Source organism: Allobosea sp. 2KB_26 (assembly GCF_052115715.1).
Classification (GTDB): domain Bacteria; phylum Pseudomonadota; class Alphaproteobacteria; order Rhizobiales; family Beijerinckiaceae; genus Allobosea.
Genome location: NZ_JBFRHE010000003.1, coordinates 527,967 through 551,513, shown reverse-complemented (window position 1 = coordinate 551,513; position 23,547 = coordinate 527,967). Strand labels below are relative to the sequence as shown.

19 protein-coding genes are annotated in these 23,547 nt (G+C 66.6%); 6 read left to right on the top strand and 13 right to left on the bottom strand.

All coding sequences use genetic code 11. The annotated features are described in order from the left end of the window. The first annotated feature begins 39 nt into the window (after positions 1–39). Positions 40–1,029, top strand: a complete 990-nt coding sequence (locus AB4099_RS13355) for a LysR family transcriptional regulator (protein WP_441478436.1) — start codon at positions 40–42, stop codon at positions 1,027–1,029. A 36-nt stretch (positions 1,030–1,065) separates the two neighbouring features. Here the strand turns inward: AB4099_RS13355 and AB4099_RS13350 are convergent, their stop codons facing one another. Then, positions 1,066–2,946 (bottom strand): TRAP transporter large permease, encoded by a 1,881-nt coding sequence (locus AB4099_RS13350; RefSeq protein ID WP_441478435.1) that lies wholly within the window; start codon positions 2,944–2,946, stop codon positions 1,066–1,068. Between the two features lie 215 nt (positions 2,947–3,161). On the opposite strand from AB4099_RS13350, the gene AB4099_RS13345 reads away from it, so the two are divergent. Both AB4099_RS13345 and AB4099_RS13340 read left to right on the top strand, forming a co-directional pair. Further along, positions 3,162–3,875 (top strand): spermidine synthase, encoded by a 714-nt coding sequence (locus AB4099_RS13345; RefSeq protein WP_441478434.1) that lies wholly within the window; start codon positions 3,162–3,164, stop codon positions 3,873–3,875. A 45-nt stretch (positions 3,876–3,920) separates the two neighbouring features. Next, positions 3,921–5,078: a winged helix-turn-helix domain-containing protein gene (locus tag AB4099_RS13340; protein WP_441478433.1), complete on the top strand. Its 1,158-nt coding sequence runs from the start codon at positions 3,921–3,923 to the stop codon at positions 5,076–5,078. A gap of 22 nt (positions 5,079–5,100) precedes the next feature. Here AB4099_RS13340 and AB4099_RS13335 read toward each other — a convergent pair whose 3' ends face one another. The 8 genes from AB4099_RS13335 to AB4099_RS13300 form a co-directional block, all read right to left on the bottom strand. After that, complete coding sequence (locus AB4099_RS13335) at positions 5,101–6,198, bottom strand: NADH:flavin oxidoreductase/NADH oxidase (RefSeq protein ID WP_441478466.1); 1,098 nt, start codon at positions 6,196–6,198, stop codon at positions 5,101–5,103. A gap of 122 nt (positions 6,199–6,320) precedes the next feature. Next, entirely contained in the window at positions 6,321–7,277 is a 957-nt protein-coding gene (locus tag AB4099_RS13330; protein WP_441478432.1) for an AEC family transporter, read from the bottom strand. Between the two features lie 159 nt (positions 7,278–7,436). Next, positions 7,437–8,780, bottom strand: coding sequence for a YncE family protein (locus AB4099_RS13325; RefSeq protein ID WP_441478431.1), 1,344 nt, complete (start codon positions 8,778–8,780; stop codon positions 7,437–7,439). Between the two features lie 76 nt (positions 8,781–8,856). Beyond that, entirely contained in the window at positions 8,857–11,778 is a 2,922-nt protein-coding gene (locus AB4099_RS13320) for an FAD-binding and (Fe-S)-binding domain-containing protein (RefSeq protein ID WP_441478430.1), read from the bottom strand. An 89-nt stretch (positions 11,779–11,867) separates the two neighbouring features. After that, complete coding sequence (locus AB4099_RS13315; protein WP_441478429.1) at positions 11,868–13,397, bottom strand: tripartite tricarboxylate transporter permease; 1,530 nt, start codon at positions 13,395–13,397, stop codon at positions 11,868–11,870. 10 nt (positions 13,398–13,407) lie between these two features. After that, positions 13,408–13,905: a tripartite tricarboxylate transporter TctB family protein gene (locus AB4099_RS13310; RefSeq protein WP_441478428.1), complete on the bottom strand. Its 498-nt coding sequence runs from the start codon at positions 13,903–13,905 to the stop codon at positions 13,408–13,410. Between the two features lie 230 nt (positions 13,906–14,135). Beyond that, positions 14,136–15,119, bottom strand: a complete 984-nt coding sequence (locus AB4099_RS13305; RefSeq protein WP_113518261.1) for a Bug family tripartite tricarboxylate transporter substrate binding protein — start codon at positions 15,117–15,119, stop codon at positions 14,136–14,138. A 164-nt stretch (positions 15,120–15,283) separates the two neighbouring features. Continuing rightward, positions 15,284–16,030, bottom strand: coding sequence for a GntR family transcriptional regulator (locus AB4099_RS13300; protein WP_441478427.1), 747 nt, complete (start codon positions 16,028–16,030; stop codon positions 15,284–15,286). A 159-nt stretch (positions 16,031–16,189) separates the two neighbouring features. Here AB4099_RS13300 and AB4099_RS13295 point away from each other — a divergent pair, with 159 nt between their 5' ends. The 3 genes from AB4099_RS13295 (at position 16,190) to AB4099_RS13285 (ending at position 19,031) form a co-directional block, all read left to right on the top strand. After that, on the top strand, positions 16,190–17,389 hold the full coding sequence (locus tag AB4099_RS13295; protein WP_441478426.1) for a pyridoxal-phosphate-dependent aminotransferase family protein: 1,200 nt from the start codon (positions 16,190–16,192) through the stop codon (positions 17,387–17,389). Positions 17,390–17,548: 159 nt separating this feature from the next. Next, positions 17,549–18,340: an enoyl-CoA hydratase/isomerase family protein gene (locus tag AB4099_RS13290; RefSeq protein ID WP_113518258.1), complete on the top strand. Its 792-nt coding sequence runs from the start codon at positions 17,549–17,551 to the stop codon at positions 18,338–18,340. A gap of 10 nt (positions 18,341–18,350) precedes the next feature. Then, positions 18,351–19,031, top strand: coding sequence for a transglutaminase-like domain-containing protein (locus AB4099_RS13285; protein ID WP_113518257.1), 681 nt, complete (start codon positions 18,351–18,353; stop codon positions 19,029–19,031). A 38-nt stretch (positions 19,032–19,069) separates the two neighbouring features. Here AB4099_RS13285 and AB4099_RS13280 read toward each other — a convergent pair whose 3' ends face one another. The 4 genes from AB4099_RS13280 to AB4099_RS13265 all read right to left on the bottom strand — a co-directional run bounded on the left by AB4099_RS13280 (position 19,070) and on the right by AB4099_RS13265 (position 23,541). Next, complete coding sequence (locus AB4099_RS13280; RefSeq protein ID WP_113518256.1) at positions 19,070–19,807, bottom strand: 2OG-Fe(II) oxygenase; 738 nt, start codon at positions 19,805–19,807, stop codon at positions 19,070–19,072. A gap of 136 nt (positions 19,808–19,943) precedes the next feature. Beyond that, entirely contained in the window at positions 19,944–21,215 is a 1,272-nt protein-coding gene (locus AB4099_RS13275; protein WP_441478425.1) for an acyl-CoA dehydrogenase family protein, read from the bottom strand. Positions 21,216–21,227: 12 nt separating this feature from the next. Further along, on the bottom strand, positions 21,228–22,268 hold the full coding sequence (locus AB4099_RS13270; RefSeq protein ID WP_441478424.1) for a phosphotransferase family protein: 1,041 nt from the start codon (positions 22,266–22,268) through the stop codon (positions 21,228–21,230). 31 nt (positions 22,269–22,299) lie between these two features. Then, the gene (locus AB4099_RS13265) at positions 22,300–23,541 is read right to left on the bottom strand and encodes an MFS transporter (protein WP_441478423.1); all 1,242 of its coding nucleotides are present in this window, start codon (positions 23,539–23,541) and stop codon (positions 22,300–22,302) included. Positions 23,542–23,547: the final 6 nt, after the last annotated feature.

Here is a 23,547-nt window from a genome sequence, read left to right as displayed (position 1 = left end):
AACGATCTCCGGAGGGTAGTCCAAAAAGGAATAGCTGCTGTGGCCGGCAATCGCCTTCCGCCATCGACGACGGGATTGAGGGTTTTCCTCGCGGTCGCGCGGCTTGGCTCCACTGCGAAGGCGGCTGTCGCAGTCAATCTGACGCAGAGCGCCGTCTCCAAGCAGATTCAGGCGCTCGAGGAGCATCTGGGAACGACGCTGTTCGAGCGCACGCCGCAGGGGCTGAAGCTGACCGAAGCCGGCTCTATCTATAACCCCTATGCCGAGGCTGCGATCGAGCAGATGGAGCGCGGCGCGCGGCGCCTGAGCGAACGCGCCGCCCAGGGGCGGCCGATCCGCCTCCACATGATCGCCATCGCCGGGGAGCGCTGGCTGATGGAGCGCTTTCCGGTCTTTGCCCAGGCCCATCCCGAGATCGACGTGCAGTTCACCAATTTCGTCAGCGAGGAGGAGACGGAGGAGCCCGATATCGACATCGGCCACCAGAGCGGGCCACTGCCGGGGCGCGAGTCGCATTATCTCTTCGGACGCCAGGTCGCCCTCGTGGCCGCCCCCTCGCTGATCGAGCGCATGGGCGGTTTCCAGCGCCCGGCCGATATCCAGAAGATGACCCTGCTCCAGCATTTCCAGATGCCGACCTTCTGGGCCGAATTCACCGAGACGCATGGCCTGCGGGGCGCGGTTCCGGCCCATACCGTGCGCTACGGCTATTATTCCGTGATCATCCGTGCGGCGATGGCGGGGCTCGGCGTCGCGCTCGCGCCACGCTGCTATGTGGCAGAGGAACTGGCTTCGGGCGCCCTGATCAACCCGCTCGGTCTCGGCTTCGAGAGCGCGACGGGCTGCTGGCTCACCTTCAGTCCGAATACCGAGCACCGGCCGGGTTTCGAGGCGCTCGTTGCCTGGTTGCGCGAGGAGGCGGGCATCTTCGAGGCGGCGACGCTGGCCAAGGCGGCCAACGATGCATCGGCCGTCGCGGCCTGCACTGCTCCCGCGGCCTGGCAGGCAAGACGAGGCAGCGCGTCCTAAGCCGCACTTCTTGGCCCAGGTTCTGCCGAAACACCCCTACAGGAAGCCCGTCGAGATCCACGGCACGGCGGCGACGATCGCGAGGCCGATGAGCAGGGCGAGCATATAGGCTCCGATATATTTCAGGCCCTCGTCCGGATTGACCTTGCTGATCGCGCAGGCGCCGTAATAGCCGACGCCGAAGGGCGGGGCGAAGAGCCCGATGCCCATCGCGAGAACGACCACCATCGCATAATGGACCTCGTGCACCCCGACCTGCTTGGCGATCGGGAAGAGCAGAGGGCCAAACAGCACGACCGCGGGGATGCCTTCGAGCACGCTGCCGAGGATGACGAAGGCGAGGATGGAGATCGCCAGGAAGCCCCAGGTGCCGCCGGGAATTGCAGCCATCATGCGGGCGAGATCCTGCGAGAAGCCCGATTGCGTCAGGCCCCAGGCCATCGCCGTGGCGCAGCCGATGATGAAGATGATCGCGCCGGTCAGCGAGGCGGTATCGACCAGCATCTTCGGCAGGCGCCGCCAATCGAACTGACGGTAGAGCAGCAGGCCGGCGAGCACGGAATAGGCGATGCCGATGGTCGAGACTTCGGTCGCGGTTGCGACGCCTTCGACGACCGCAGCACGGATGACGAAGGGCAGCGCGATGGCGGGCAGCGCGATCAGCGCGAGCTTGCCGATCTGCCGGCGCGACTGGCGCACGACATGGCCGAGGTCCTCGTGGCGGTAGCGCCACCTGACCACGCAGCAGAGTGCGATGCCGAGCACCATCGCCGGCAGCAGCCCGCCGGTGAACAGGGCCGCGATCGAGACACCGGTGACTGAGCCGATGGTGATCAGCACGATCGAGGGCGGGATCGTTTCAGTCTGTGCGCCCGTTGCCGAAAGCAGGGCGACAAGATCCCCCGGCGCCGCGCCGCGCGCCTTCATCTCCGGGAAGAGCACCGGCGCGATCGCGGCCATATCGGCGATCTTCGAGCCCGAGATGCCGGAGACGAGATACATCGCGCCGATCAGCACATAGGACAGGCCGCCGCGAACATGCCCGAGCAGCCCGGCCAGGAACTCGATCATAGCCCGCGCCATGCCGGTCATTTCGATCAGCGCGCCGAGAAAGATGAAGAGCGGCACGGCGAGCAGCATGATGTGGCTCATGCCTTCATCGAGCCGTCCGACCATGACGATCAACGGCGTCGAGGTCGTCAGCGCGAGGTAGCCGAACGTTGCCAGCGCGAAAGAAAACGCGATCGGCACACCGGAAAAGACGTTCAGCGCAACGACCCCCACGAAGAAGATCACCAGGTTGAGCTTGCCGAGCGGCTTCAGGACAGGGCCGGCGAGCCAGAACAGCAGCAGGAGCGCAACCGTCAGGGCTATCGCGATCAGGGCCGGCTTGAACGAAGGCAGGCGCAGCATCCGGCAGAAGGCGACGACCAGCATCAGGCCGATACCGGCCGGAATTGCGGCTGCGCGCCAGGCATTGGTGATCTCGAGCGCCGGAGTGACGATGAACGCCTCCTCCTCGGCATATTCGAGCGCATGCGGCAGGAGCAGCAGCAGGAAGGCAATGCCGGCAGTGATCGCCAGCGCTTCGAGGCAGGCCCGCGTCTGCGGCCCGACGCGGCTGACCAGGCCCGTCATGCGCATATGCTCGCCGCGCCGGAGCGCAACCACGGCGCCCAGCATGGAGAGCCAGAGGAACAGGATCGAGGCTAGCTCGTCCGACCAGACCAGCGGTGCGTGGAAGACATAGCGCGCCGTGACGCCGGCGCCGAGAAGGCCGATCTCGATGACGACGAGCAGCGCCACGACCAGTTCGACCAGCCCGCCGACGCTGCGGTCGAGAAGGCCGACGGCGCGGCCGAGGCCGCTGGAGGGACCGATGGCAGGCACTTGCGACGCTGCGGCCTGAAGCTCCATGACGATTCTTCCAGTGGTTGTTTTCGTGCCTTATAGGCGTGCGCGCGGCATCAGGCGAGCGCGATGGCAGCCGCCTCCCGGGCAACGGGTATTCGCTGGAGTCCGGCCTGAACCTGGCGAATCCACGGAGCGGGAATTGCGCAGCCGGCGCTGCTATGCTGTTGCGGGCGGCTGCTACCTCAGAAACCCTGCCGCCCCAGAAGCCGAGTGAGCCCGTGATTCCCTGGATCCACATCGATACCGCGACAATGCCGGGCGGCGGCGGCGAAATCCGCCTCAAGCGGCGCGGCACGGAATTCTCGATCATGCTGGGCGCGATCGAGCTGATGAACAGCCGCCTCAGCGGTTCGGAGGAGGCGCTGGCAACGCTGGTCGCGGCGCGTCTTGCCGGCCGGCCGGAGCCCCGCATCCTGATCGGCGGGCTCGGCATGGGCTTTACCCTGCGCGCGGCGCTGGCGGCATTCGGGCAAGGTGCGCAGATCGTGGTCTCGGAGCTCGTGCCGGCCGTCGTCGCCTGGGCGCGCGGTCCGATGGCTCAGGTCTTCGGCGATTGCCTCGTCGATCCGCGCGTCGCCATCCGCGAGGAGGATGTCGCTCGGACGATCGGCGCCGCTCCCGCGGCGTTCGATGCGATCCTGCTCGATGTCGACAACGGCCCGGAGGGGCTGACGCGTCGGGCGAATGACGATCTCTACGACATGGCTGGCCTCGCCGTTGCACGCGCGGCCCTGCGCCCTGGCGGTGTCCTCGCCGTCTGGTCGTCCGGTCCCGACCATGGCTTTACCCAGCGCCTGCGCAAGAGCGGCTTTGCGGTCGAGGAGGTGAAGGCCCGCGCCAACGGCAAACGCGGCGGCGCCAGGCATGTGATCTGGCTCGCGACCCATCCCGGTGTCGTCCAGGCCGAGTGCGCCAGTAGGGCCGGGTCATGATCGCTCCTGACAGGAGGGCGTACGCCGCGCCACTATAGACCCGACATGCCGACGCGTCCGCCAACCCCCCTCTCGATCAGCCCGTCGCAGGCCCGCCGGATCTGGCTGCGCGCCCAGCGGCTCGACACGCTCGCTCCCTTTGGCGACGGTCCCGCCGCCACCCCGGCAGCGGTGGACCATCTCGGCTATGTGCAGATCGACACGATCAACGTGGTCGAGCGCTGCCACCATCACATCCTGTGGACGCGTATCCCGGACTACGAGCGCGCGCATCTGCGCCAGGCCCAGAGCGTCGACAAGAGCATCTTCGAATATTGGACGCATGCGCTGGCCTATGTCCCCACCCGGGATCTGCGCTTCTTCCTGCCCGAGATGAAGCGCCGCCGCGAGAACCCTCCGAGCTGGTTCAGTTCGGTGACGAAGAAGGACCTGCGCAAGGTCATGGGCCTCGTCCGGCGCGACGGGGCACTCTCGATCCGCGACATCGAGGACGACGTGCTGGTCGAGAAGGATCATGCCTGGGCGAGCCGCAAACCTTCGAGGCGCGCGCTGCAGCTCGCATTCTTCAGCGGTGCGCTGACGATCTGCGAACGCGCCGGCATGCTGAAGAGCTACGAGCTTCCGGAGCGGCATTTTGGCTGGGAACGGGCGCCGCGTCCGGCGACCGAGAAGCAGGTTCTCGACTATCTCCTCGACCGCGCCCTGCGCTCGCAGGGCATCGTCAGCCTCGACACGATCTGCCATCTCGACGCGCCGCGCAAGCCCGCGATCCGCGAACTGATCGAGGCGAGGCTACGCCGCCGGACACTCCTGCCCGTCGCGATCGAAGGCGCGGGAAAGCAGGAGCATTGGGCGCAACCGGCGACGCTCGAGCCGATGCCGGCACCGGATGCCGAACTGGTCCATATCCTCTCGCCCTTCGATCCGCTGATCATCCAGCGCAAGCGGCTGAAGCTGTTCTTCGGCTACGATCACCTGTTCGAGGCCTATGTGCCGAAGGAGAAACGGGCAATGGGCTATTTCGCCCTGCCGGTGCTGGTCGGCGACGAGATCGTCGCGGCGATCGACCTCAAGGCCGACCGCACGAACGGGACACTCCTTGTCCAGCAATGGAACTGGGTCGGCAAGGGCTCCGCCGAGCGGCACAAGGCGGTCATCGAGGAGGCGCTGCACCGCTTCGAGCGCTTCCAGCTGGGCACCTGATTGGGCCGGCCCAGGCCTGCGTTCAGCCGAAAAGGTTGCGGAACTGCCGCGGCTGGGAGCGCAGATACTGGTTCGGCGCCTGGACGCTGGCACCGAGATGGGCGGCAGCGTGCCAGGGCCAGCGCGGATCGTAGAGGATGCCGCGCGCCAGCGCGACGAGATCGGCATCTCCGGTGCCGACGATCGCCTCGGCCTGATCCGGCTCGGTGATCAGCCCGACGGCGATACTCGGCATGTTGGTCGCCTGCTTGACGGCCCGCGCGAAGGGGACCTGGTAATTCGGGCCAAGCGGGATCGCCTGCTTGGCCGAGAGCCCGCCGCTGGAGACATGCATGAAGCTGCAGCCGCGCGCTTCGGCGGCCTTGGCGAAGGCGACGGTCTGCTCGACGTCCCAGCCGCCGGGGACCCAATCGGTGCCGGAGACGCGGAAGCCGACCGGGATGTCCGCAGGGACCACGGCCCGCACGGCGTCATAGACTTCGAGCGGCAGGCGCATCCGGTTTTCGAGCGAGCCGCCATACTCATCCCCGCGCTGGTTCGAGAGCGGCGAGAGGAACTGGTGCAGCAGATAGCCATGGGCGGCGTGCAGCTCGATCGCCTGCAGGCCCAGCCGCACCGCACGCTTGGCGGATGCGGCAAAATTCTCGCGAATGCGCGCGATGCCTGCGAGATCAAGCGCCAGAGGCGCCCGCGGGTGATCGCCGAACGGGATCGCCGATGGGGCGAGCGTCTGCCAGCCGCCTTGGTCGAGCCCGAGCTGGCCGCCGCCTGTCCAGGGCGCGGCCACCGAGGCCTTGCGCCCGGCATGGCCGAGCTGGATGCCGATCGGCATGTCGGAATACGCGCGGACTGCAGCGAGCGTCCTGGCCAGGGCCGCTTCCGTCTCGTCCGACCACAGGCCGAGGTCCAGCGGGCTGATCCGGCCCTCCGGCTCGACGGCCGTCGCCTCGATGAACATCAGCGCGGCGCCCGACAGGGCGAGATGGCCGAGATGGATCGTATGCCAGTCGGTCGCCCGGCCATCCTCGGCCGAATACTGGCACATCGGCGCGATCACAATGCGGTTGGCGAGTTCGAGGCCACCGAGCTTGTACGGGGTGAAGAGCTGGCTGGTCATGATGCCTCCGGCGGTTCCATCGCGCCGCGCGGACGGACCCGCCGACCGGCTGTTTCTAGCCGTCTCGCGAGGCCGCTGACTACAGGCAACGGCGCAAGGGCACGGTTGCAGTTGCGAAGAAAGCGCTACGGCGCTCCCGTGGCAGCCGAGACCAGCCAGATCGCGACGGGGAAGGTCAGCGCCGCCAGGGCCGTGGAGAGCACGATCGCAGCCGCGATCGGCCGGCTATCGGTCTCGAAGCGCTCGGAGATGACGAAGACGTTGGCCGCGATGGGCAGGGCCGAATAGAGCACGCCGGCCGTGACCCAGAACGCGTCAAGCTTGAGCACGACCGCAAGCACGACCCAGGTCACCAGCGGGTGCAGAACGAGCTTGCCGACGACCAGTGGGGCAATCCCGAGGGCCGGGAGCTTGCTGCCGCCACCGCTCCATTGTCGCGCCGCGAGGCCGAGCGCGAAAACGCCCACAGGCGCCGCCGCATTGCCGAGGAAGGAGAGGAAGCGGTCGACGGGTTCGGGGATCGCAACTCCGCTGACCGAGAGTGTCAGGCCGCCTGCGATCGACAGCATGAAGGGGTTGAGGATCGTGCCGCGAATGAGCCGGCCGGCAATGGCGGGTGCCGAACCGGCGCCGCGCCCGGCCTCGATCAGCCCGATCGACAAGGGCACGACCAGCGCCGTGTCGCAGATCAGGCCGATGGCGATCGGCGCTGCGGCGCGATCGCCGAGGAAGGCCAGCATCAGGGGAATGCCGAGAAAGGCGAAATTGCCGCCGACGAGGCTTTGCCCGCGCGAGACCGCATTGGGGAAGGGCAGGGCGCGCAATCGCGTGCCGATGAGGATGCCAAGCGCCATGATCGTCACGCCGATCGCTGCCAGCGCCACGAAGAAGGTCGTGTTCCAGAGCTCGGCGATCGGCTGCCGCGACATCACCCGCAGCACCATCGCGGGCGTCGCGATCATGAAGGCGAAGGTGTTGAGCACCCTGACGGAATCGGGGCCGAACAGCGTGCGGCCGGAAACCAGCGCGCCGAGCGCGATCACCGCGAAGAACGGCGTGCTGGTGGCAAGGAATTGAAGCATCGATTGCGCTGACGGCTGGAGAACCCGCGCGTCGTCCCGGCTGGACCTGTCCCGGCAACGGGATGACGCGCATTCGCCCGCTCTCTACCAGCCGGGGTTCGGCATTGGCCATGCGGCCCGATGCCTGACCGCCTGCCGCCAACGCAGGCGTCGCCGTGATCAGTTCGCCTGGAAGGCGCCGATCATGTAGCTCTCGTTGCCGATCTCGGTGACGCGACCCTTCACCTCGTAGCTCGCGAGATCGACGATCCAGACCACGCTGGAATTCGACTTGCCCTTGGGCGCCCCGGTGATCGCGGCATATTTGCCGTCAGGCGTGATTGCGATGCCGCGTGGGCGGGAGGGTTCGCCGCCGGGCGTCTTGAGCTCGACCCGCCTGAGCGTTGCCGGCTGCCCGGCGATGGCCTTGGCGACATCGATGATGTCGATATTGTTCGAGCGGAAATGCGTCGACAGGATGCGCTTTCCGTCCGGCAGGAACGCCGCCACGAAGGGACGCGTCGGCACGGACTTGTCGTCGGTGCCGACCAACACGCGGGCGACCTCGGCCTTGGCGGGGTCCGATAGCGCCTTCTCGACATCGATGATCGAGACGGTATTGCCGGGCATGTCGGTCTGCGCGTTCTCGCGGGAGGCATGCGCCACGAGCTTTCCGTCCGGGCTGGTCGAGATGCCGAAGCCACCCGCCTGAACCGGGATACGCGCAATCTCCGCCCCGGCTTCTCCGGCTATCGCCTTCTGCAGGCTGATCACCGAGATATCGTCCGTGCCGCCATTGGCGCCGAAGATCGTGCCGCCGCCGAGCGGACTGATCGTCACGCCGTTGGTGTCGGGGAAACAGCCGAATTTCGGATCGGGTGCGCGGTGCGGCACCGGATCGGGAGGGCAGGGGAAGCCCGGCTTGCCGAAAGCCTGCTCGACCCGACGAATGACCTTGTTGCTGGCGAGGTCGACGATGCTGATATGGCGGCCGCCATCCTCGTCGCCTTTCTGCTCAGCATGGGCGAGCGCGGCATGCCGGCCGTCCGGCGCGATCGCGAAACCGGTCGGCCCAAAACCTTCCGTCTCGATATAGCCCTCGACGGCAGCAAGCGTGCCGTTGCTCGCCGGATCGAGCGCCTTCTTGAGATCAACGATGGTGACGGTGCCGGCATGGCCATGCTGGAAGGCGGCGGCATCCGCCGGTCTGGTGCGGCCGGAATGATTGACCACATAGGCGCGCCGGTAATCCGGCGAGATGGTGATGGTGATCGGTTGGCCGCTGGAGATCGTGTCGGCCTTGCCGGCCCCAGTCGCGTCGATATCGGGCGTGACGCGGATGCGGTTCACCACCGCTTTCGGCGTGCCGTCATTGGCCGGATCGATCGCCTTTTCCAGGTCGATCACCAGGACGACATTGTCCCACCGCCCGCTTGCGAGGAAATAGTCCTTTGCCATGGCAGCCTGTATTCCTCCGGCAGCGATCAGCGCCGTTACGCCAGTCAGAAGCATCGTCCTTAGCATCGTCCGTCCTCCTTCGGCTTAACCCGTTTGTCCGGGTCCTTGGTTGGGATGCCTGCTCTCGCTCCGGCCTTTCGCGTCAGCCCTCCAGCGCCATGTCGAGCACGCGGGCGACATGCAGCGCCTCTCGGCCGGCACCATCATGGATCTGGTGGCGGCAGCTCGTGCCGTCGGCGACGACGAGGTCTTGCGCTTCGGCCTTGCGCACAGCCGGCAGCAGCGAGAGCTCGGCCATCGCCAGCGAGACATCCATGGTGTCCGCGCCATAGCCGAAGGCGCCCGACATGCCACAGCAGCTCGACTCGATCGGCCTGATGTCGAGACCCGGAATCGCACGCAGCGTCGCCTCGACGGCGCCCATCGCCGCGAAGGCCTTCTGGTGGCAATGCCCGTGCAGATGAACGACGCGACCCGCCTGGTCCTTCAGCGGCAAAGTGGTCGTCCCGGACTTGATGTCGGCTGCGAGCAGCTCTTCGAGCAGGAAAGCCGCGCTGGCCGCAGGTTCCGCCAGTTCCTTGGGCAGGATCGCGCCAAACTCGTCGCGGAAGGTCAGCAGGCAGGAGGGCTCGAGTCCGACGATGCGCGCACCCCCGGCGATATAGGGCGAGAGCGCATCGAGCGTGCGCTTGGCCTCGGTGCGCGCCTCGTCGACCAGCCCGGCCGAGAGGAAGGTCCGGCCGCAGCAGAGCGGCCGGCCGCCGTCAGCCGGTTCGACCTTGTGGATGCGATAGCCGCCGGCGGTGAGCACGCGCTCCGCCGCCTCGAGGTTCTCGCGCTCGTAGTAGCGGTTGAACGTGTCGCCGAAGAGCACGATGTCGCGCCCGTCGCCCTTCACATCGCTTGCCGTCGCCGGCTTGCCGGCCTGCGCCCAGGGCTTGCGCCAGACCGGCAGCGAACGCCGCGCGCTGAAGCCGAGCCAGCGCTCGCTCAGTTTGGCGAGAGCCGGGATGCGATCGCGCAAGTTCATCAGCGGCGCCAGTTTCGCGGCATAGGGCGCGTAGCGCGGCAGCCAGGCGATCAGCCGCTCCTTCAGCGGCAGGCCATGGCGCTGGTGATAGTGGTGGAGGAACTCGATCTTCATCCGCGCCATGTCGACGCCGGTTGGGCAGTCGCGCTTGCAGCCCTTGCAGGAGACGCAGAGATCGAGCGTCTCCTTCATCTCCGGCGAGGTGAAGGCGTCGGGTCCGAGCTGCCCGGAAATCGCGAGGCGCAGGCTGTTGGCGCGCCCGCGCGTCAGATGCGTCTCGTCCCTGGTGGCGCGATAGGACGGGCACATCGTGCCGCCGGAGAGTTTCCGGCAGGTGCCGTTGTTGTTGCACATCTCGACGGCGCCGCCGAGCCCGCCCCAGTCGGACCAATCGAGCGCGGTTGCGGCCGGGATGGGCGTCGCATACCCCGGCGGAAAGCGCATCAGGCTGCGATCGTCCATCTTGAGCGGCCGCACGATCTTGCCGGGGTTCAGACGGTTTTCCGGGTCGAACCCGTCCTTCACCGCCTCGAAAGCGCGCGTCAGCGGGCCACCGAACATCGGTTCGACGAATTCCGAACGGGAAATGCCGTCGCCATGTTCGCCGGAATAGGAGCCCTTGAACTGGCGCACGAGATCGCAGGCGGCCTCGGCGATGCCGCGCATCGCCTTGACGCCGGCCTCGTCCTTCATGTTCAGGATCGGGCGGACATGCAGGCAGCCGACTGAGGCATGGGCGTACCAGGTGCCGCGCGTGCCGTGGCGGGCAAAGAGCTCGGTCACCGCGTCGGTGTAGTCGGCGAGATGTTCGAGCGGGACCGCGCAATCCTCGATGAAGGAGACCGGCTTCCCGTCGCCCTTCATCGACATCATGATATTGAGGCAGGCCTCGCGCACCTCCCAGACCGGCTTTTGCCGCGCCGGCTCGACGACCTCGACGACCGCATCGGCAAAGCCGTGATCGGCCATGCACTGGTCGAGCCGCTTCAGGTCGCGTTTCAGCGCCGAGAGATCGTCGCCGGCGAATTCGACCAGCAGCAGGCAGTTCGGCTGGCCCCTGGTGATGTCGGCGAGCGTCCGCACGAAAAGCGGGATGTCGGCGCCGAGCACCAGCACATTGTTGTCGACGAGCTCGACCGCGACCGGGCCCAGAGCCACGATATGCTGGGTCGTCTCCATCGCCGCGCGAAAATCCGGGAAATGGCAGACGCCCATGACGCGGTGCGTCGGCAGGGGCGAGAGCCTCAGCGTCGCCTCGGTGGTGATGGCGAGCGTGCCTTCCGAGCCGACCAGCAGATGCGACAGGTTCGGCCGGGCCGGGAGCAGCTCGTCGAGATTGTAGCCGCCGACCCGGCGCTGCACCTTCGGGAAGATGCGCTCGATCGCGTCGCGGTGCCCGTCGGCCAGCGACAGCATCCGCGTCATCAGGTCTCGCGCCCTGACCGAGGCATTGTCGCCGACCGGGCTCTCGCCCAGCGCAAAGGCCTCGCCGTCATGGAACTGCGCCCGCAGGGCGATGACATTGTCGACCATCTTGCCGTAGCGCAGGGAGCGCGCGCCGGAAGAGTTGTTGCCGGCCATGCCGCCAATGGTGCAGCGGCTCGCGGTCGAGGGCTCGACCGGGAAGAACAGGCCGTCCTTCTTCACATGGCTGTTGAGTTGCTCCAGCACGATGCCAGGCGCGACCGAGACCGTGCGCGAGGCCGGGTCATAATCGCGGATCGCGTTGAAATGCCGGCTCATGTCGAGGATCAGCGCGTCGCCGATCGGCTGCCCGTTCTGTGACGTGCCGCCGCCGCGCGCGATCACCGGAACGCCATGCTCGGCCGCGATCTGGAGCGCGGCCGCGATGTCGGCCTCGCTCTTCGGGAAGGCGACGCCCTGCGGGATGATCTGGTAGATCGAGGCGTCGGTGGCATAGCGCCCGCGTGTGAAGGCGTCGAAGCGGACCTCGCCTTCGAGCGCTTGGGCCAGGCGTCGTTCCAGCCCGAGATTGCGCGAGCCCTGTTTGGCGAGGGGGGCGGCATGGGTCATCGCGTCACGTATCCATTCCAGTTCATCTCGACCCGGCTCTGAGCGTCGCTCGCGCCGGGACGACCCGCGTTCCCGTGGAAACGCTCACGCTATTCGGCTGCTTCTGCCGCTTTTCCGGCCCGGCCGCTTCTCCGCCGCACCGCCCCGATCAGATCCGACACCGGCCCCCAGAAGAGCAGGATCATCGCCAGCGCAACCAGCGTCGTGACGAGGCCGTTTGCAATGAAGACCCCGAGACTGCCGCCGGAGCCGAGCAGGGCCTGCCGGAAGGCGTCCTCGGCCCGGTCGCCCAGGACGAGCGCCAGCACCAGCGGCGCGAGCGGGTAGTCGAGCTTCTTGAAGACATAGCCGATGATGCCGAAGATCAGCATCAGCCAGATGTCGAAGATCGAGTTGGAGATCGTATAGGCGCCGATGGCGCAGACGATCAGGATCACCGGCGCGACGAAGGAGAAGGGGATGCGCATGATCGCGGCAAAGAGCGGTACGGTCGCCAGCACGATGATCAGGCCGGCGAGATTGCCGAGATACATCGAGGCGATCAGCCCCCAGACGAAGTCCTTCTGCTCGACGAAGAGCATCGGGCCGGGCTGAAGCCCCCAGACCAGCAGGCCGCCGAGCAGCACGGCAGCCGTGGCCGAGCCGGGAATGCCGAGCGCTAGCATCGGCAGCAAGGCGCTGGTGCCGGCGGCATGCGCTGCGGTCTCCGGCGCCAGCACGCCCTCGATCTCGCCCTTTCCGAAATTGGCGCCGCGTCGCGAGAAGCGCTTGGCAAGGCCATAGCCCATGAAGGAGGCGGCGATCGCGCCACCCGGCGTCACGCCCATCCACATGCCGACGAGGCTGGAGCGGACGAGCGTCGCCCAGTAGCGCGGCAGCCCGGCCCAGGTCCGCAGCACGACCTTGAGATCGATCGTCGCCTGCTTGCCCTTGAAGACCAGTCCCTCCTCGACGGTGAGCAGGATCTCGCTGACGCCGAACAGGCCGATCACGACGATCAGGAAGTCGAAACCGCGCATCAGCTCGGTCGAGCCGAAAGTCATGCGCAAATCGCCCGAGATCGAGTCGAGCCCGACTGCCGCCAGCAGGAAGCCGATGCAGAGCGAGGCCAGGATCTTGGCCCGGTTCTCACGGCCCATGCCGATGAAGGAGCAGAAGGTCAGCAGGAAGACGGCGAAGAACTCGGCCGGCCCGAAGCGCAGCGCAAAGGAGGCGACCAGGGGCGCGACGAAGGTGATCAGGATGACGCCGGACAAGGCTCCGATGAACGAGGCCGTGAAGGCGGCGGTGAGCGCCTCGGCCGCCTTGCCCTGCACCGCCATCGGATAGCCGTCGAAGGTGGTCGCGACCGACCAGGCCTCGCCGGGGATATTGAACAGGATCGAGGTGATCGCGCCGCCGAACAGCGCCCCCCAGTAGATCGAGGAGAGCAGGATGATCGCCGAGGTCGGGTCCATGCCGAAGGTCAGCGGCAGCAGGATCGCGACCCCGTTCGGACCGCCGAGGCCCGGCAGCACGCCGACGATGATGCCGAGCACCACGCCCATCACCATGAATCCGACATTGTGCCAAGACAGCGCGACCTGGAAGCCGGCGATCAGCGAGGAGAGGTCTTCCATCAGCGTAACCTCAATAGCCGAGCATGGCTTCGAGCGGACCCTTGGGCAGGGGCACGCGGAACTGCTGTTCGAAGATCCAGAAACAGACGATCGGCACGAGGATGGCGGTGAGCACGATGCTCCACCAGCGCGAGGTCGCGACGACGGCCATGAAGACGAGGATGAAGATGCTCGCGGCGACATAGAGCCCGAGCGGCTGGATCAGCGCGACGAAGAGAACGAGCGGGCCGAGCACGCGCGAAACCTGCCCGAGCTGCGCGAAGGTGACGAAGACGCTGTTCTCGGTGCGAAAGGACTGCACCAGGATGAACAGCGAGGCGGCCAGGAACAGCCAGCCGACGCGGGCCGGAAAGAAGCCGTTCTGCGGACCATTGTCCCAGCCCGCTCCGCGGCCGTAGGAATCCCAGAGCACGACGAAGGCGAGGCCGATCAGGATCGCGGCCGTGACGAGTTCGACGGGGCGGCGCGAGAGGCCGCGCGGCGTTTCGCCTTCAGGATGAGCGGACATCGGGATCTCCGTCGGCAGAGGGAGGAGGCCCGCCGTGACGGCGGGCCGGTCGAGCTCAGGCCAAAGCATCGGCCCGAAAAGTGGATCGCGGTTTTCGGGAAAGCCGATGCAAACGCGGAAAGGCTGGAGCATCGGCCCGAAAAGAGGGGCGCGGTTTTCGGAAAAGCCGATGCAAACGTAGAAGGCTGCATGATCGGATCGGATATGGTTCCGGTCCGATCATGCAAGGGCTACTTCGCCGTGAAGCCGGCCTCGCCCATCAGCTTGGCGTGCTTCTCCTCATCGGCCTTGAGGAAAGTGACGAAAGCCTCGCCGTCGCGATAATCCGGAACCAGCGCGCTGCGGGCGAGGTAGTCCTTCCATTCCGGCGTCTCGGAGACCTTCTTGAACAGGTTCACGTAGAAGGCCTGCTGCTCCTTGGTGACCTTGCCGGGCATGAACATGCCGCGCAGCATCTGGTAGGTGACGTTCAGCCCCTGCGAGGCGCAGGTCGGGATGTCGGCCCAGGATTTTCCGTCGGCGACCGGCGTCGAGTAGGTCATCTTCTGCTCGGAGAAGACACAGATCGGCCGTGTCGCGCCGCCCCGCCAGTTGGCGACGTCCTCGGCCGGGTTGTTGGTGCTGGCATCGATGTGATTGCCGGACAGCTGGGTCGAGGCCTGGCCGCCGCTGGTATGCGGGATATAGGCGAACTTGACCCCGCCGGCCTTCTCCATGCCGAAGACGATCAGGTTGTCCTCGCGCTTCGACGAGGTGCCGCCGATCTTGAGCGGGGGCGAGGCTGCCTTCGCCGCGGTCATGAAGTCGCCGGCGGTCTGGTAGGGCGCCTTGGCGTTGACCCAGAGCACGAAGGAATCCTGCGCCATCATCGCGATCGGCGTGTATTCGGTCCAGTTCAGCGGCAGCTTGGTCGCCATCGGCGTCATGAAGATGCCGCTCGACGTGGTGATCAGCTTGTGCGGGTCGCCCGCCGCTTTCTGGATGTCGAGCATGCCCTCGGCGCCGCCGGCGGCCGGCTTGTTGACGACGATGATCGGCTGCGAGGTCAGGTTATTCTTCTGGATGATGCCCTGCATCGTCCGCGCCATCTGGTCGGAGGCGCCGCCGGCCGAGAAGGGCACGACGATTTCGATGGCCTTGGTCGGCTCCCAGGCCAGTGCGGGTGTCGTCACGGCTGCGAGCGCCGCGCCAGCGGCAAGCCAATGCTGCTTCATCTCTTCCAACCTCCCTGCAACGCGCTCTGTCGGCGCCGTAGCGAGAGCCTAGAATCAAAAAATTTTGCATTCAATCTGAAAAATGAAGATGGCCGGATTGACGACGAGCGGTCTCCGATCGGCGCTCGGCGCAAATGCCAATGAGGTCTGAGCGCGCAGCTGACTCAGGCCGAATGGCTCTCTTCGTCCAGCTCGCCCGTCTGCGTGGCGCTCTGATGCTGCGCCGCCTTTCGCTTGTTGCGCAGATGCAGGAACATGATGTCGCTGAGTTCGCTGCCGGCGCGCCGGCGCAGGGCATCGAGGATGGCCTCGTGCTCGCGCATCGCCTCGCCCCAGCGGTCGCGCTCCTTGTCGAGATTGGCGGAATAGCGCACGCGCCGGATGCGTCCGGCAATGCTGTTATAGGTCGCGCTGAGCGTCGCATTGCCGGCGGCAGCGACGATCATGCGGTGGATGTCCTGATTGCACTGGAAATAGCCGTGCATGTCGCGCCGCAGGTAGAAGCGGTACATTTCGTGGTGACTTTGCTCGATCTCGGCGATTTCCTCGTCGCTGATGCGTTCGCAAGCCAGGCGTCCCGCCAGGGCTTCAAGCCCACCCATTACGTCGAACAATTCGCGTAGATCGTCGGCGCTCAGGGCGCGCACGCGTGCGCCGCGATTGGGCAGGAGGTCGATCAGCCCCTCCGCGGCCAGGACCTTGAGCGCCTCGCGCAGCGGTGTGCGTGAGATGCCGAACCGGTCGCAGAGCAGGCGCTCGGGTACGCGCGCGCCATCGGCGAGATTGCCTTCGACGATATAGTCGCGCAGCGCGGCCAGGAGTTCGCCGTGCAGCGATGTCTGCCCGGCGCCGTCCTCGCGTCGCAGCGACGGGCCTTCGGTCGTCTCAGTGTCGAGGGCGATGTTCGTCATGCTGGTTTGCTACGCGAGTGGGCGGCCCCATGTCGAGATCGATCGGCGTAATATTGCACGCGCGGGCGGTGTTGCCAAAGGCAAAAATGAATGCAAAACATCGGCCATCACGAGCGGCGAGCCGGAAGTGCCGCCACGTCCGAATAGGGAGTTATCGCCATGGCATCGCAGCAGGGCCGCCATTTCCTTCAGATTCCTGGCCCGAGCCCGGTTCCCGACCGCATCCTGCGGGCCATGGACATGCCGGTGATCGATCATCGCAGCGCCGAGTTCGCGAAGCTCGGGCGCGAGGTGCTCGCCGGCGCCAAGTCGGTGTTCAAGACCAGCCAACCGGTGGTGATCTATCCGTCCTCGGGGACCGGTGCCTGGGAAGCGGCGATCGTCAATACGCTCTCGCCCGGCGACACCGTGCTGATGGCCGAGACCGGCCATTTCGCCACGCTCTGGCGCCAGATCGCCGGGCGTTTCGGCATCGAGGTCGATTTCATTCCGGGCGACTGGCGCCGTGGCGCCGATCCGGCCGCGATCGAGGCAAAGTTGGCCGAGGACCGCGGCCACAAGATCAAGGCGGTGATGGTCGTCCATAACGAGACCTCCACCGGTTCGACCAGTCGGATCGCCGAGATCCGCAAGGCGATCGACAAGGCCGGTCACCCGGCGCTGTTCATGGTCGACACCATTTCCTCGCTCGCCTCGGTCGACTACAGGCACGACGAGTGGCAGGTCGACGTCACGGTTTCGGGCTCGCAAAAGGGCCTGATGCTGCCGCCGGGCCTCAGCTTCAACGCGATCTCGGAAAAGGCGATGGCCGCCTCGCGGGCGAACACAATGCCGCGCTCCTATTGGGACTGGCAGGAGATGGTGAAGATCAACGCCAACGGCTTCTTCCCCTACACGCCGGCGACGAATCTGCTCTACGGCCTGCGCGAAGCCGTCAGGATGCTGCATGAGGAAGGGCTGGATGCCGTCTTCGCCCGCCATGAGCGCCTTGCCGCGGCGACGAGGTCCGCGGTGAAGGCCTGGGGGCTGGAGATCCTCTGCGAGAACCCCGCGGAATATTCGCCGGTGCTGACCGCTGTGCTGATGCCGCCGAGCCACGACGCCGACCATTACCGCAAGGTGGCGCTCGAGAAGTTCAACATCTCGCTCGGCTCCGGCCTCGGCAAGGTTGCCGGCAAGGTCTTCCGGATCGGCCATCTCGGCGAATGCAATGAACTGACCCTGCTTGGCGCGCTGTCCGGCGTCGAGATGGGGCTGGCGGCCGCCGGCGTGCCGCATCGCAGTGGCGGCGTGCAGGCGGCGATGGCCGCGCTCGAAGGCCGCGAAGAAGCCAATACGCCAAAGGCTGCGGTGGCCTGACGAGGGGAGAAGTCCCGGGGGCCCTCTGAACCGAGAGGGCTCCCGGGGCTTCGCGCTCGCCTTGCGAGCATTTCTGCGCTTCCGCTGCGCAGGATTCGGAGTGCCGCAGGCCGAATTGCCCATGGTAGAACCGGGCAGTCGCCGCTCCGGAACCCGCCGATGACCGATCCTTCCTCGTCCATCCTGTTGACCGTCGAGGCCGGCGTCGCGGTGCTGACGCTGAACCGCCCTGAGGTGCTGAATGCCTTCGACGCGGCCATGGCGGAAACCTTCCTGGCCCGGATCGAGGAGATCGCGGCACGCCGGGATGTCCGCGCCATCCTGCTGAAAGGCGCGGGCAGGGGCTTCTGTGCTGGCGGCGACGTTTCGCAATTCAGCGCCGGCGGCGACCCCGAGGCCGCGATCGAGGCGATCATCACTCCGCTGCATGCCGGGCTAAGACGGCTCGATGAACTACCGCAGCCTTCGATCGCCTGCCTGCATGGCGCGGTGGCCGGAGCGGGTTTCAGCCTGGCGCTCGCCTGCGATCTCGCGATCGCCGCCGAGAATGCAAAGTTCACGCTGGCCTATGCCCGCATCGGCGCGACGCCGGACGGGTCCGGGACCTATCATCTGCCGCGCATCGTCGGCATGAAGAAGGCCAAGGAGCTGGCGTTGCTGGCCGAGACGATCGATGCCGGCGAGGCGCTGCGGCTCGGCCTGATCAATCGCACGGTGGCGGCCGAGATCCTCGATGCCGAGGCCATGGCGCTGGCGCGCAGGCTCGCTGCCGGGCCGACGCAGGCCTATGGCCGGATCAAGGCGCTGCTCGGTGCTTCGCTCGGCAACAACCTGGGCAACCAGCTGGACGCCGAGCGCGACGCCTTCCACGCCTCGACCCGGACGACGGATTTCAGCGAGGGAGTGGCGGCCTTCCTGGAGAAGCGGCCAACTCACTTCACGGGCCGCTAGGGGATTTGAGATGCAGGACTCCCATCGCGTTCTCTTCACGAGCCCGGCCGAGTTCGTCGACAGCGACCATCCGATGGTGATCGCCGAGGCGCGCCTGCTGACTTCGGGCATCAGCGACCCCGCCGAGCAGGCTGGTATTCTCTATCAGGCGGTACGCGACGGCATCCGCTATGACCCCTATGGCGACTATCTCAATCCCGAGACCTATCGCGCCAGCTCCGTGCTGGCGGCCGGCATCGGCTACTGCGTCGGCAAGGCCGCGCTTTACGCTGCCTATTGCCGGGCCCTCGGCATTCCCGCCCGCCTCGGGCTCGCCGACGTCAAGAACCATCTCGCCACGCCGCGCCTGCTGGAGGCCGTCGGCACCAATGTCTTCGCCTATCACGGCTATACCGAGGTTTTCCTCGACGGGCGCTGGCTGAAGGCTTCTCCGACCTTCAACGCGCGCCTCTGCGACAGGCTCGGCGTTGCGACGCTCGGCTTCGACGGCAAGAGCGATGCGCTGCTGCAGAGCTTCGATGGGCAGGGCCGCAGTTTTATGGACTATGTCGCCCAGCACGGCAGCTTCTTCGATGTGCCGGTGAAGTTCCTGATCCGCGAGATGTCGCGGCTTTATCCGAAGCTTTGCGTTCCCGGCGGACTGCGCGGCAGCAGCATGGAGCAGGAGGCGCGGCCCTCGGCGCCGGGCTGAACGCGAAACGCGCTGTCCCCTGGGCGAGTGCGTAAGACTCAGCGCGCGTCGTGAAAGATCAGCCCGGTGGTGTAGCGCTCGCCCGAGCGCACCCGGCTGACGCCGTGGCGGAGATTGACGCGGTAGGTGCCGCGGGAACCCCGCATCGGCCGGTGCTGCACGGCGAAGATCGCGGCTTCTCCCTGAGCCAGCGGCACGACCTCGGGCCGCGACTGCATGCGCGGCCGCTGCTCGACCAGAGTGAACTCGCCACCGGTGAAATCGACTCCTGGCTGCGAGAGCAGGATGACCATCTGGAACGGGAAGAACAGGTCGCCGTAAAGGTCCTGATGCAGGCAGTTATAATCACCCGCGCCGTACTTCAGCAGCAGCGGGGTCGGCCGGGTCTGCCCGGCCTCGTGGCAGAGCGCGAGGAATGCGTCGAGAGCCTCGGGATAGCGCTGCGCGATCCCCAGCGTCTCGTTCCAGCGATTGGCGACGGGAGCGAGGCGCTCATAGATGACTGGGCGCAGAGCCGCGAGCATCTCCGGCAACGGATGGGCGAAGTACTGGTACTCGCCACTGCCAAAGCCGTGCCGCGCCATGACGATGCGGCTGCGGAAATGGCTCTCATCGGCATAGAGCGCAGCCAGCGCGCGGCACTCCTCCGGGCTGAGCAAGGGGCCGGTCAGGCCGACGCCATGCGAGTCGAGTTCCGCCTCGATGCGGCGCCAGTGCAGCGCATCGACGCGGGATGCGAGGGAGGGGACTTCCGTCGGTCTTGCTGCGGCGGGCATGGCGGGAGCCTTCTTCGACTGGCATGTGCGTGTCGAGGAAGGCTCCCATGCCTCGGGCATGGGCTTCCACCCGGTTTCTGCGCGGCCTGCTGAATCTCCGGCGGGAAAACCGCGATCCACTCTTCGGGGCGATGCTTTAACCCGCAGGCTTGAGATAGGGCATCTTTACGCCCTGTTCGGCCATCGTGCTGCGATTGCTGGCCTGCCGCTTCTTGATCTCGGCACGGGCGACCGTGCGCAGATGCACCTCGTCCGGCCCGTCGATGAAGCGCAGTGCCCGGCCCCAGCTATAGATGAAGGCGAGCGGCGTATCGTTGGAGAGGCCGGCGGCGCCGAAGACCTGAATGGCCCGGTCAGCGATCTTGGTCTGCAGTCGCGTCGCCACGACCTTGATCGCGGAGACCTCGGTGCGCGCGGCCTTGTTGCCGTGCTTGTCCATCATCCAGGCGGCGCGCAGGCAGAGCAGCCGAGCCTGGTCGATCTCCATGCGCCCTTCGGCAATCCAGTCCTGGACATTGGCATAGTCGGAGAGATGGCGGCCAAAGGCCTTTCGCTGCAGCGCGCGCTCGACCATCAGTTCGAGCGCGACCTCGCATTGGCCGATCGTGCGCATGCAGTGGTGGATGCGGCCGGGCCCGAGCCGCGCCTGGGCCAGCGCAAAGCCGGCGCCTTCCTCCCCGAGCATGTTGGCGGCCGGGACGCGGACCGTGTCGAAATCCGTTTCGGTATGGCCTTCGGGCGAGTGGTGGTTGAGGAGCGGCAGGTTGCGCATCACGGTCACACCGGGCGTATCCATCGGCACGATCACCATGGAATGACGTTTGTGCGGATCGGCCTCCGGGCGCGTGTCCGAGAGACCCATGACGATGCAGAATTTGACGTTCGGGTGCAGGGCGCCGGTCGTCCACCATTTCCGGCCGTTGATGACATAGTGGTCGCCGTCCCGGGTGATCGTGGTCTGCAGGTTGGTGGGATCGGAGGAGGCGACGCCGGGTTCGGTGATGCCGACGCAGGAGCGGATCTCGCCCTTCATCAACGGCACGAGAAAGCGTTCGCGCTGCGCCGGCGTCGCGAACATATGCAGGATTTCCATGTTGCCGGTGTCCGGGGCGTTGCAATTGAACACCTCCGACGACCAGAAGATCCGGCCCATGATCTCCGCCAGGGGGGCGTATTCGAGGTTGCTTAGCCGCGTACCGGGCTCCTCGGGCTTCAGCGCCGGCAGGAACAGGTTCCACAGGCCCTCGGATTTGGCCTTCTCCTTCAGCCCGTCGATCAGCGCCAGGGGATAGCGCCCGGCCTCGACCTCATGTTTCCACGCGGCATCGGCCGGTTGCACATGGGCATCCATGAACGCTTGAAGCCTCGAGCGCAGCTCTTCGACCTTGGCGGAATAGGCGAAATCCATGGCGATCCCCGTTCAACTCTGGTCGATGATAACGGCAGCCTGCCGCGCAAAGCTCTCGGCCATCTCGCCGACCGCGACCGCATTCTCTGCCGCCGCATTGCCGGCCCTGGCGCGCGCCGCGATGCCATCGAGGATGACGGCAAAACGGAAGAGCGAGAAGGCGAGGTGGAAGCGTCCCGGACCGTCCGTGCGTCCCGCCGCCGCGCAATAGCGGGAGAGGTACTCGGCTTGCGTCGGGATGCCGAGCGCCTCCTGGTCGAGGCCCATGATGCCCTGATACATCGCAGGTCCGGAATGCCAGGGCAGGCAGGAAAAGGCGGCGTCCGAGAGCGGATGGCCGAGCGTCGAGAGTTCCCAGTCGAGCACGGCGACGATGCGCGGCTCGACCGGGTGAAACATCAGGTTGCCCATCCGGAAATCGCCATGGACGATCGTCGTCTCCGCGCTTTCGTCGAGATGGGCGCTCAGCCAGTCGATCAGCCGATCGATCTCGGGAATCTCGCGAGTTTGGGTCTCGCGCCATTGCCGGCCCCAGCGCGCGAGCTGGCGGGCATAATAATTCCCCGGCTTGCCGTAATCGCCGAGGCCGGCCGCCTGCCAGTCGAAGCGATGCAGCGCAGCCAGGGTCTCGGCCATGGCGAAATACATCTGCTGCCGCTCGGCCGGCGCCACGCTAGGCAGCGCCGCATCATGGAAGACGCGGCCGTCGAGCCGTTCCATCAGATAGAAGGGCGTGCCGACGATATCGTCCTGGGCGTGGAACAGGAGCACCGGCGGCACCGGCACCTGCGAGCCCGCGAGCGCCTTGAGGATGCGGTATTCGCGGTCGACCGCATGGGCCGAAGGCAGCAGGGGGCCGGGCGGCTTCTTGCGCATGACCAGCCGCGTGCCGGCTTCGGGAAAGGACAGGAAGAAGGTCGGATTCGACTGCCCGCCGCTGATCCGCTCCAGCACCATCGCGCCGGCCGCCCGGACGGGCAGGGCGGAGCGCAGGAAGGCTTCGAGCCGGGCAGGGTCGAACTCGGGAGCGGCGGAGGTGGAGCCGGAGGACATGCCGGCATCATCGGGGCGGGATGAGAAGAGGTCAACGCGGCAGGGCGCGTGAAGGCCTGGCGGAACGCGCCACGATCAGAGCCGCGAGGATGTTCGCGCAGGCGCTGACCAGGATCGCGATCGCATAGCTCTGGTTCAGGTCGAAGATGAGCCCGGCGGCGGTCGGTCCGATCAGGGTTCCAAACGCGACGCTGGTATAGAGAATGCCGATGATCCCGCTGACATTGCGCCCGCCGAAATGATCCATCACGACCGCCGGCAGGACAGCGACCCAGCCGCCATAGAAGACGCCATAGAGCAGCGCGAAGACGGCCAGCATCGCAAAACCGCTCGAGAGCCACCAGATGCCGAGCGCGCCGGCCATGCCCATGAACATGACCAGAAGTGCAGTGTTGCGGCCGATCCGGTCCGCCAGATTGCCGAGGCAGAAACGGCCGGCGGTGCTGCCGACACCGATCAGCGCAAGCAGCAGGACGGCCCGGCCCTGCGGGACGCCACGATCCAGCGCATAGGGCACAAGGTGAACGAAGGGAACGAAGGCTCCGAACGAACCGATCAGGCAGGCTGCGTAGAGCCGGATGAAGTGCTGAGATCTCACGGCCTCGCGAACCGATAGGCCGGATGCCTGGGCCGTCACGCCGCCCGGGGGCAAAGCGTCTCCGTCCGGCAGCAGGCCGCGCTGGCGCGGATCGCTTTCGATGAGGAGCGACATGGCTGCACCAATGACGGCCGCAAGCGCGCCGAGCGCGAAATAGGCGTTACGCCAGCCGATCTGTTCGATCAGCAGCGATGCGAGGGGCGGCATCACCAGCGTGCCGACACCGATGCCGCTGACCGCGATACCCGATGCGAAGCCGCGGCGCTTGACGAACCAGTGCTGCACTGCGCCCAGCGCCGGAACATAGGAGCAGCCGATGCCGAGTCCGACGCCGAGCCCATAGGCCAGATAGATCTCGGTCAGACTCCGCGCCGCTCCGGCCGCCGCCATGCCAAGCCCGGTGAGCAGCATGCCGAGGAACACGAGCCTGCGGGCTCCCCAGCGATCGGCAAGCGGGCCGCTGATCAGTCCGAAGCCGAAATAGAGAAAGCCGGCGAGCGAAAAGACCAGGGAAACCGAGGCGCGGGAGGCGGAAAAATCCTTCTGCAGGGATTCGACGAAGGCGCTGAAGCTGTAGGCGCTGCCGAAGCCGACAAAGGTGACCGCAAAGGCGGCCGCGACGACAAGCCAGCCATGGAAGATTGGGGACACTCGGCCCGTCGGATGGATGCTCATGACGGG

What these genes read in the sequence shown, in the direction of transcription:
- AB4099_RS13350 (WP_441478435.1), bottom strand. Translation starts at nt 2,946, where the DNA reads ATGGAGCTTCAGGCCGCAGCGTCGCAAGTGCCTGCCATCGGTCCCTCC.
- AB4099_RS13340 (WP_441478433.1), top strand. Translation starts at nt 3,921, where the DNA reads ATGCCGACGCGTCCGCCAACCCCCCTCTCGATCAGCCCGTCGCAGGCC.
- AB4099_RS13330 (WP_441478432.1), bottom strand. Translation starts at nt 7,277, where the DNA reads ATGCTTCAATTCCTTGCCACCAGCACGCCGTTCTTCGCGGTGATCGCG.
- AB4099_RS13325 (WP_441478431.1), bottom strand. Translation starts at nt 8,780, where the DNA reads ATGCTAAGGACGATGCTTCTGACTGGCGTAACGGCGCTGATCGCTGCC.
- AB4099_RS13320 (WP_441478430.1), bottom strand. Translation starts at nt 11,778, where the DNA reads ATGACCCATGCCGCCCCCCTCGCCAAACAGGGCTCGCGCAATCTCGGG.
- AB4099_RS13315 (WP_441478429.1), bottom strand. Translation starts at nt 13,397, where the DNA reads ATGGAAGACCTCTCCTCGCTGATCGCCGGCTTCCAGGTCGCGCTGTCT.
- AB4099_RS13310 (WP_441478428.1), bottom strand. Translation starts at nt 13,905, where the DNA reads ATGTCCGCTCATCCTGAAGGCGAAACGCCGCGCGGCCTCTCGCGCCGC.
- AB4099_RS13305 (WP_113518261.1), bottom strand. Translation starts at nt 15,119, where the DNA reads ATGAAGCAGCATTGGCTTGCCGCTGGCGCGGCGCTCGCAGCCGTGACG.
- AB4099_RS13300 (WP_441478427.1), bottom strand. Translation starts at nt 16,030, where the DNA reads ATGACGAACATCGCCCTCGACACTGAGACGACCGAAGGCCCGTCGCTG.
- AB4099_RS13295 (WP_441478426.1), top strand. Translation starts at nt 16,190, where the DNA reads ATGGCATCGCAGCAGGGCCGCCATTTCCTTCAGATTCCTGGCCCGAGC.
- AB4099_RS13290 (WP_113518258.1), top strand. Translation starts at nt 17,549, where the DNA reads ATGACCGATCCTTCCTCGTCCATCCTGTTGACCGTCGAGGCCGGCGTC.
- AB4099_RS13285 (WP_113518257.1), top strand. Translation starts at nt 18,351, where the DNA reads ATGCAGGACTCCCATCGCGTTCTCTTCACGAGCCCGGCCGAGTTCGTC.
- AB4099_RS13280 (WP_113518256.1), bottom strand. Translation starts at nt 19,807, where the DNA reads ATGCCCGCCGCAGCAAGACCGACGGAAGTCCCCTCCCTCGCATCCCGC.
- AB4099_RS13275 (WP_441478425.1), bottom strand. Translation starts at nt 21,215, where the DNA reads ATGGATTTCGCCTATTCCGCCAAGGTCGAAGAGCTGCGCTCGAGGCTT.
- AB4099_RS13270 (WP_441478424.1), bottom strand. Translation starts at nt 22,268, where the DNA reads ATGTCCTCCGGCTCCACCTCCGCCGCTCCCGAGTTCGACCCTGCCCGG.
- AB4099_RS13265 (WP_441478423.1), bottom strand. Translation starts at nt 23,541, where the DNA reads ATGAGCATCCATCCGACGGGCCGAGTGTCCCCAATCTTCCATGGCTGG.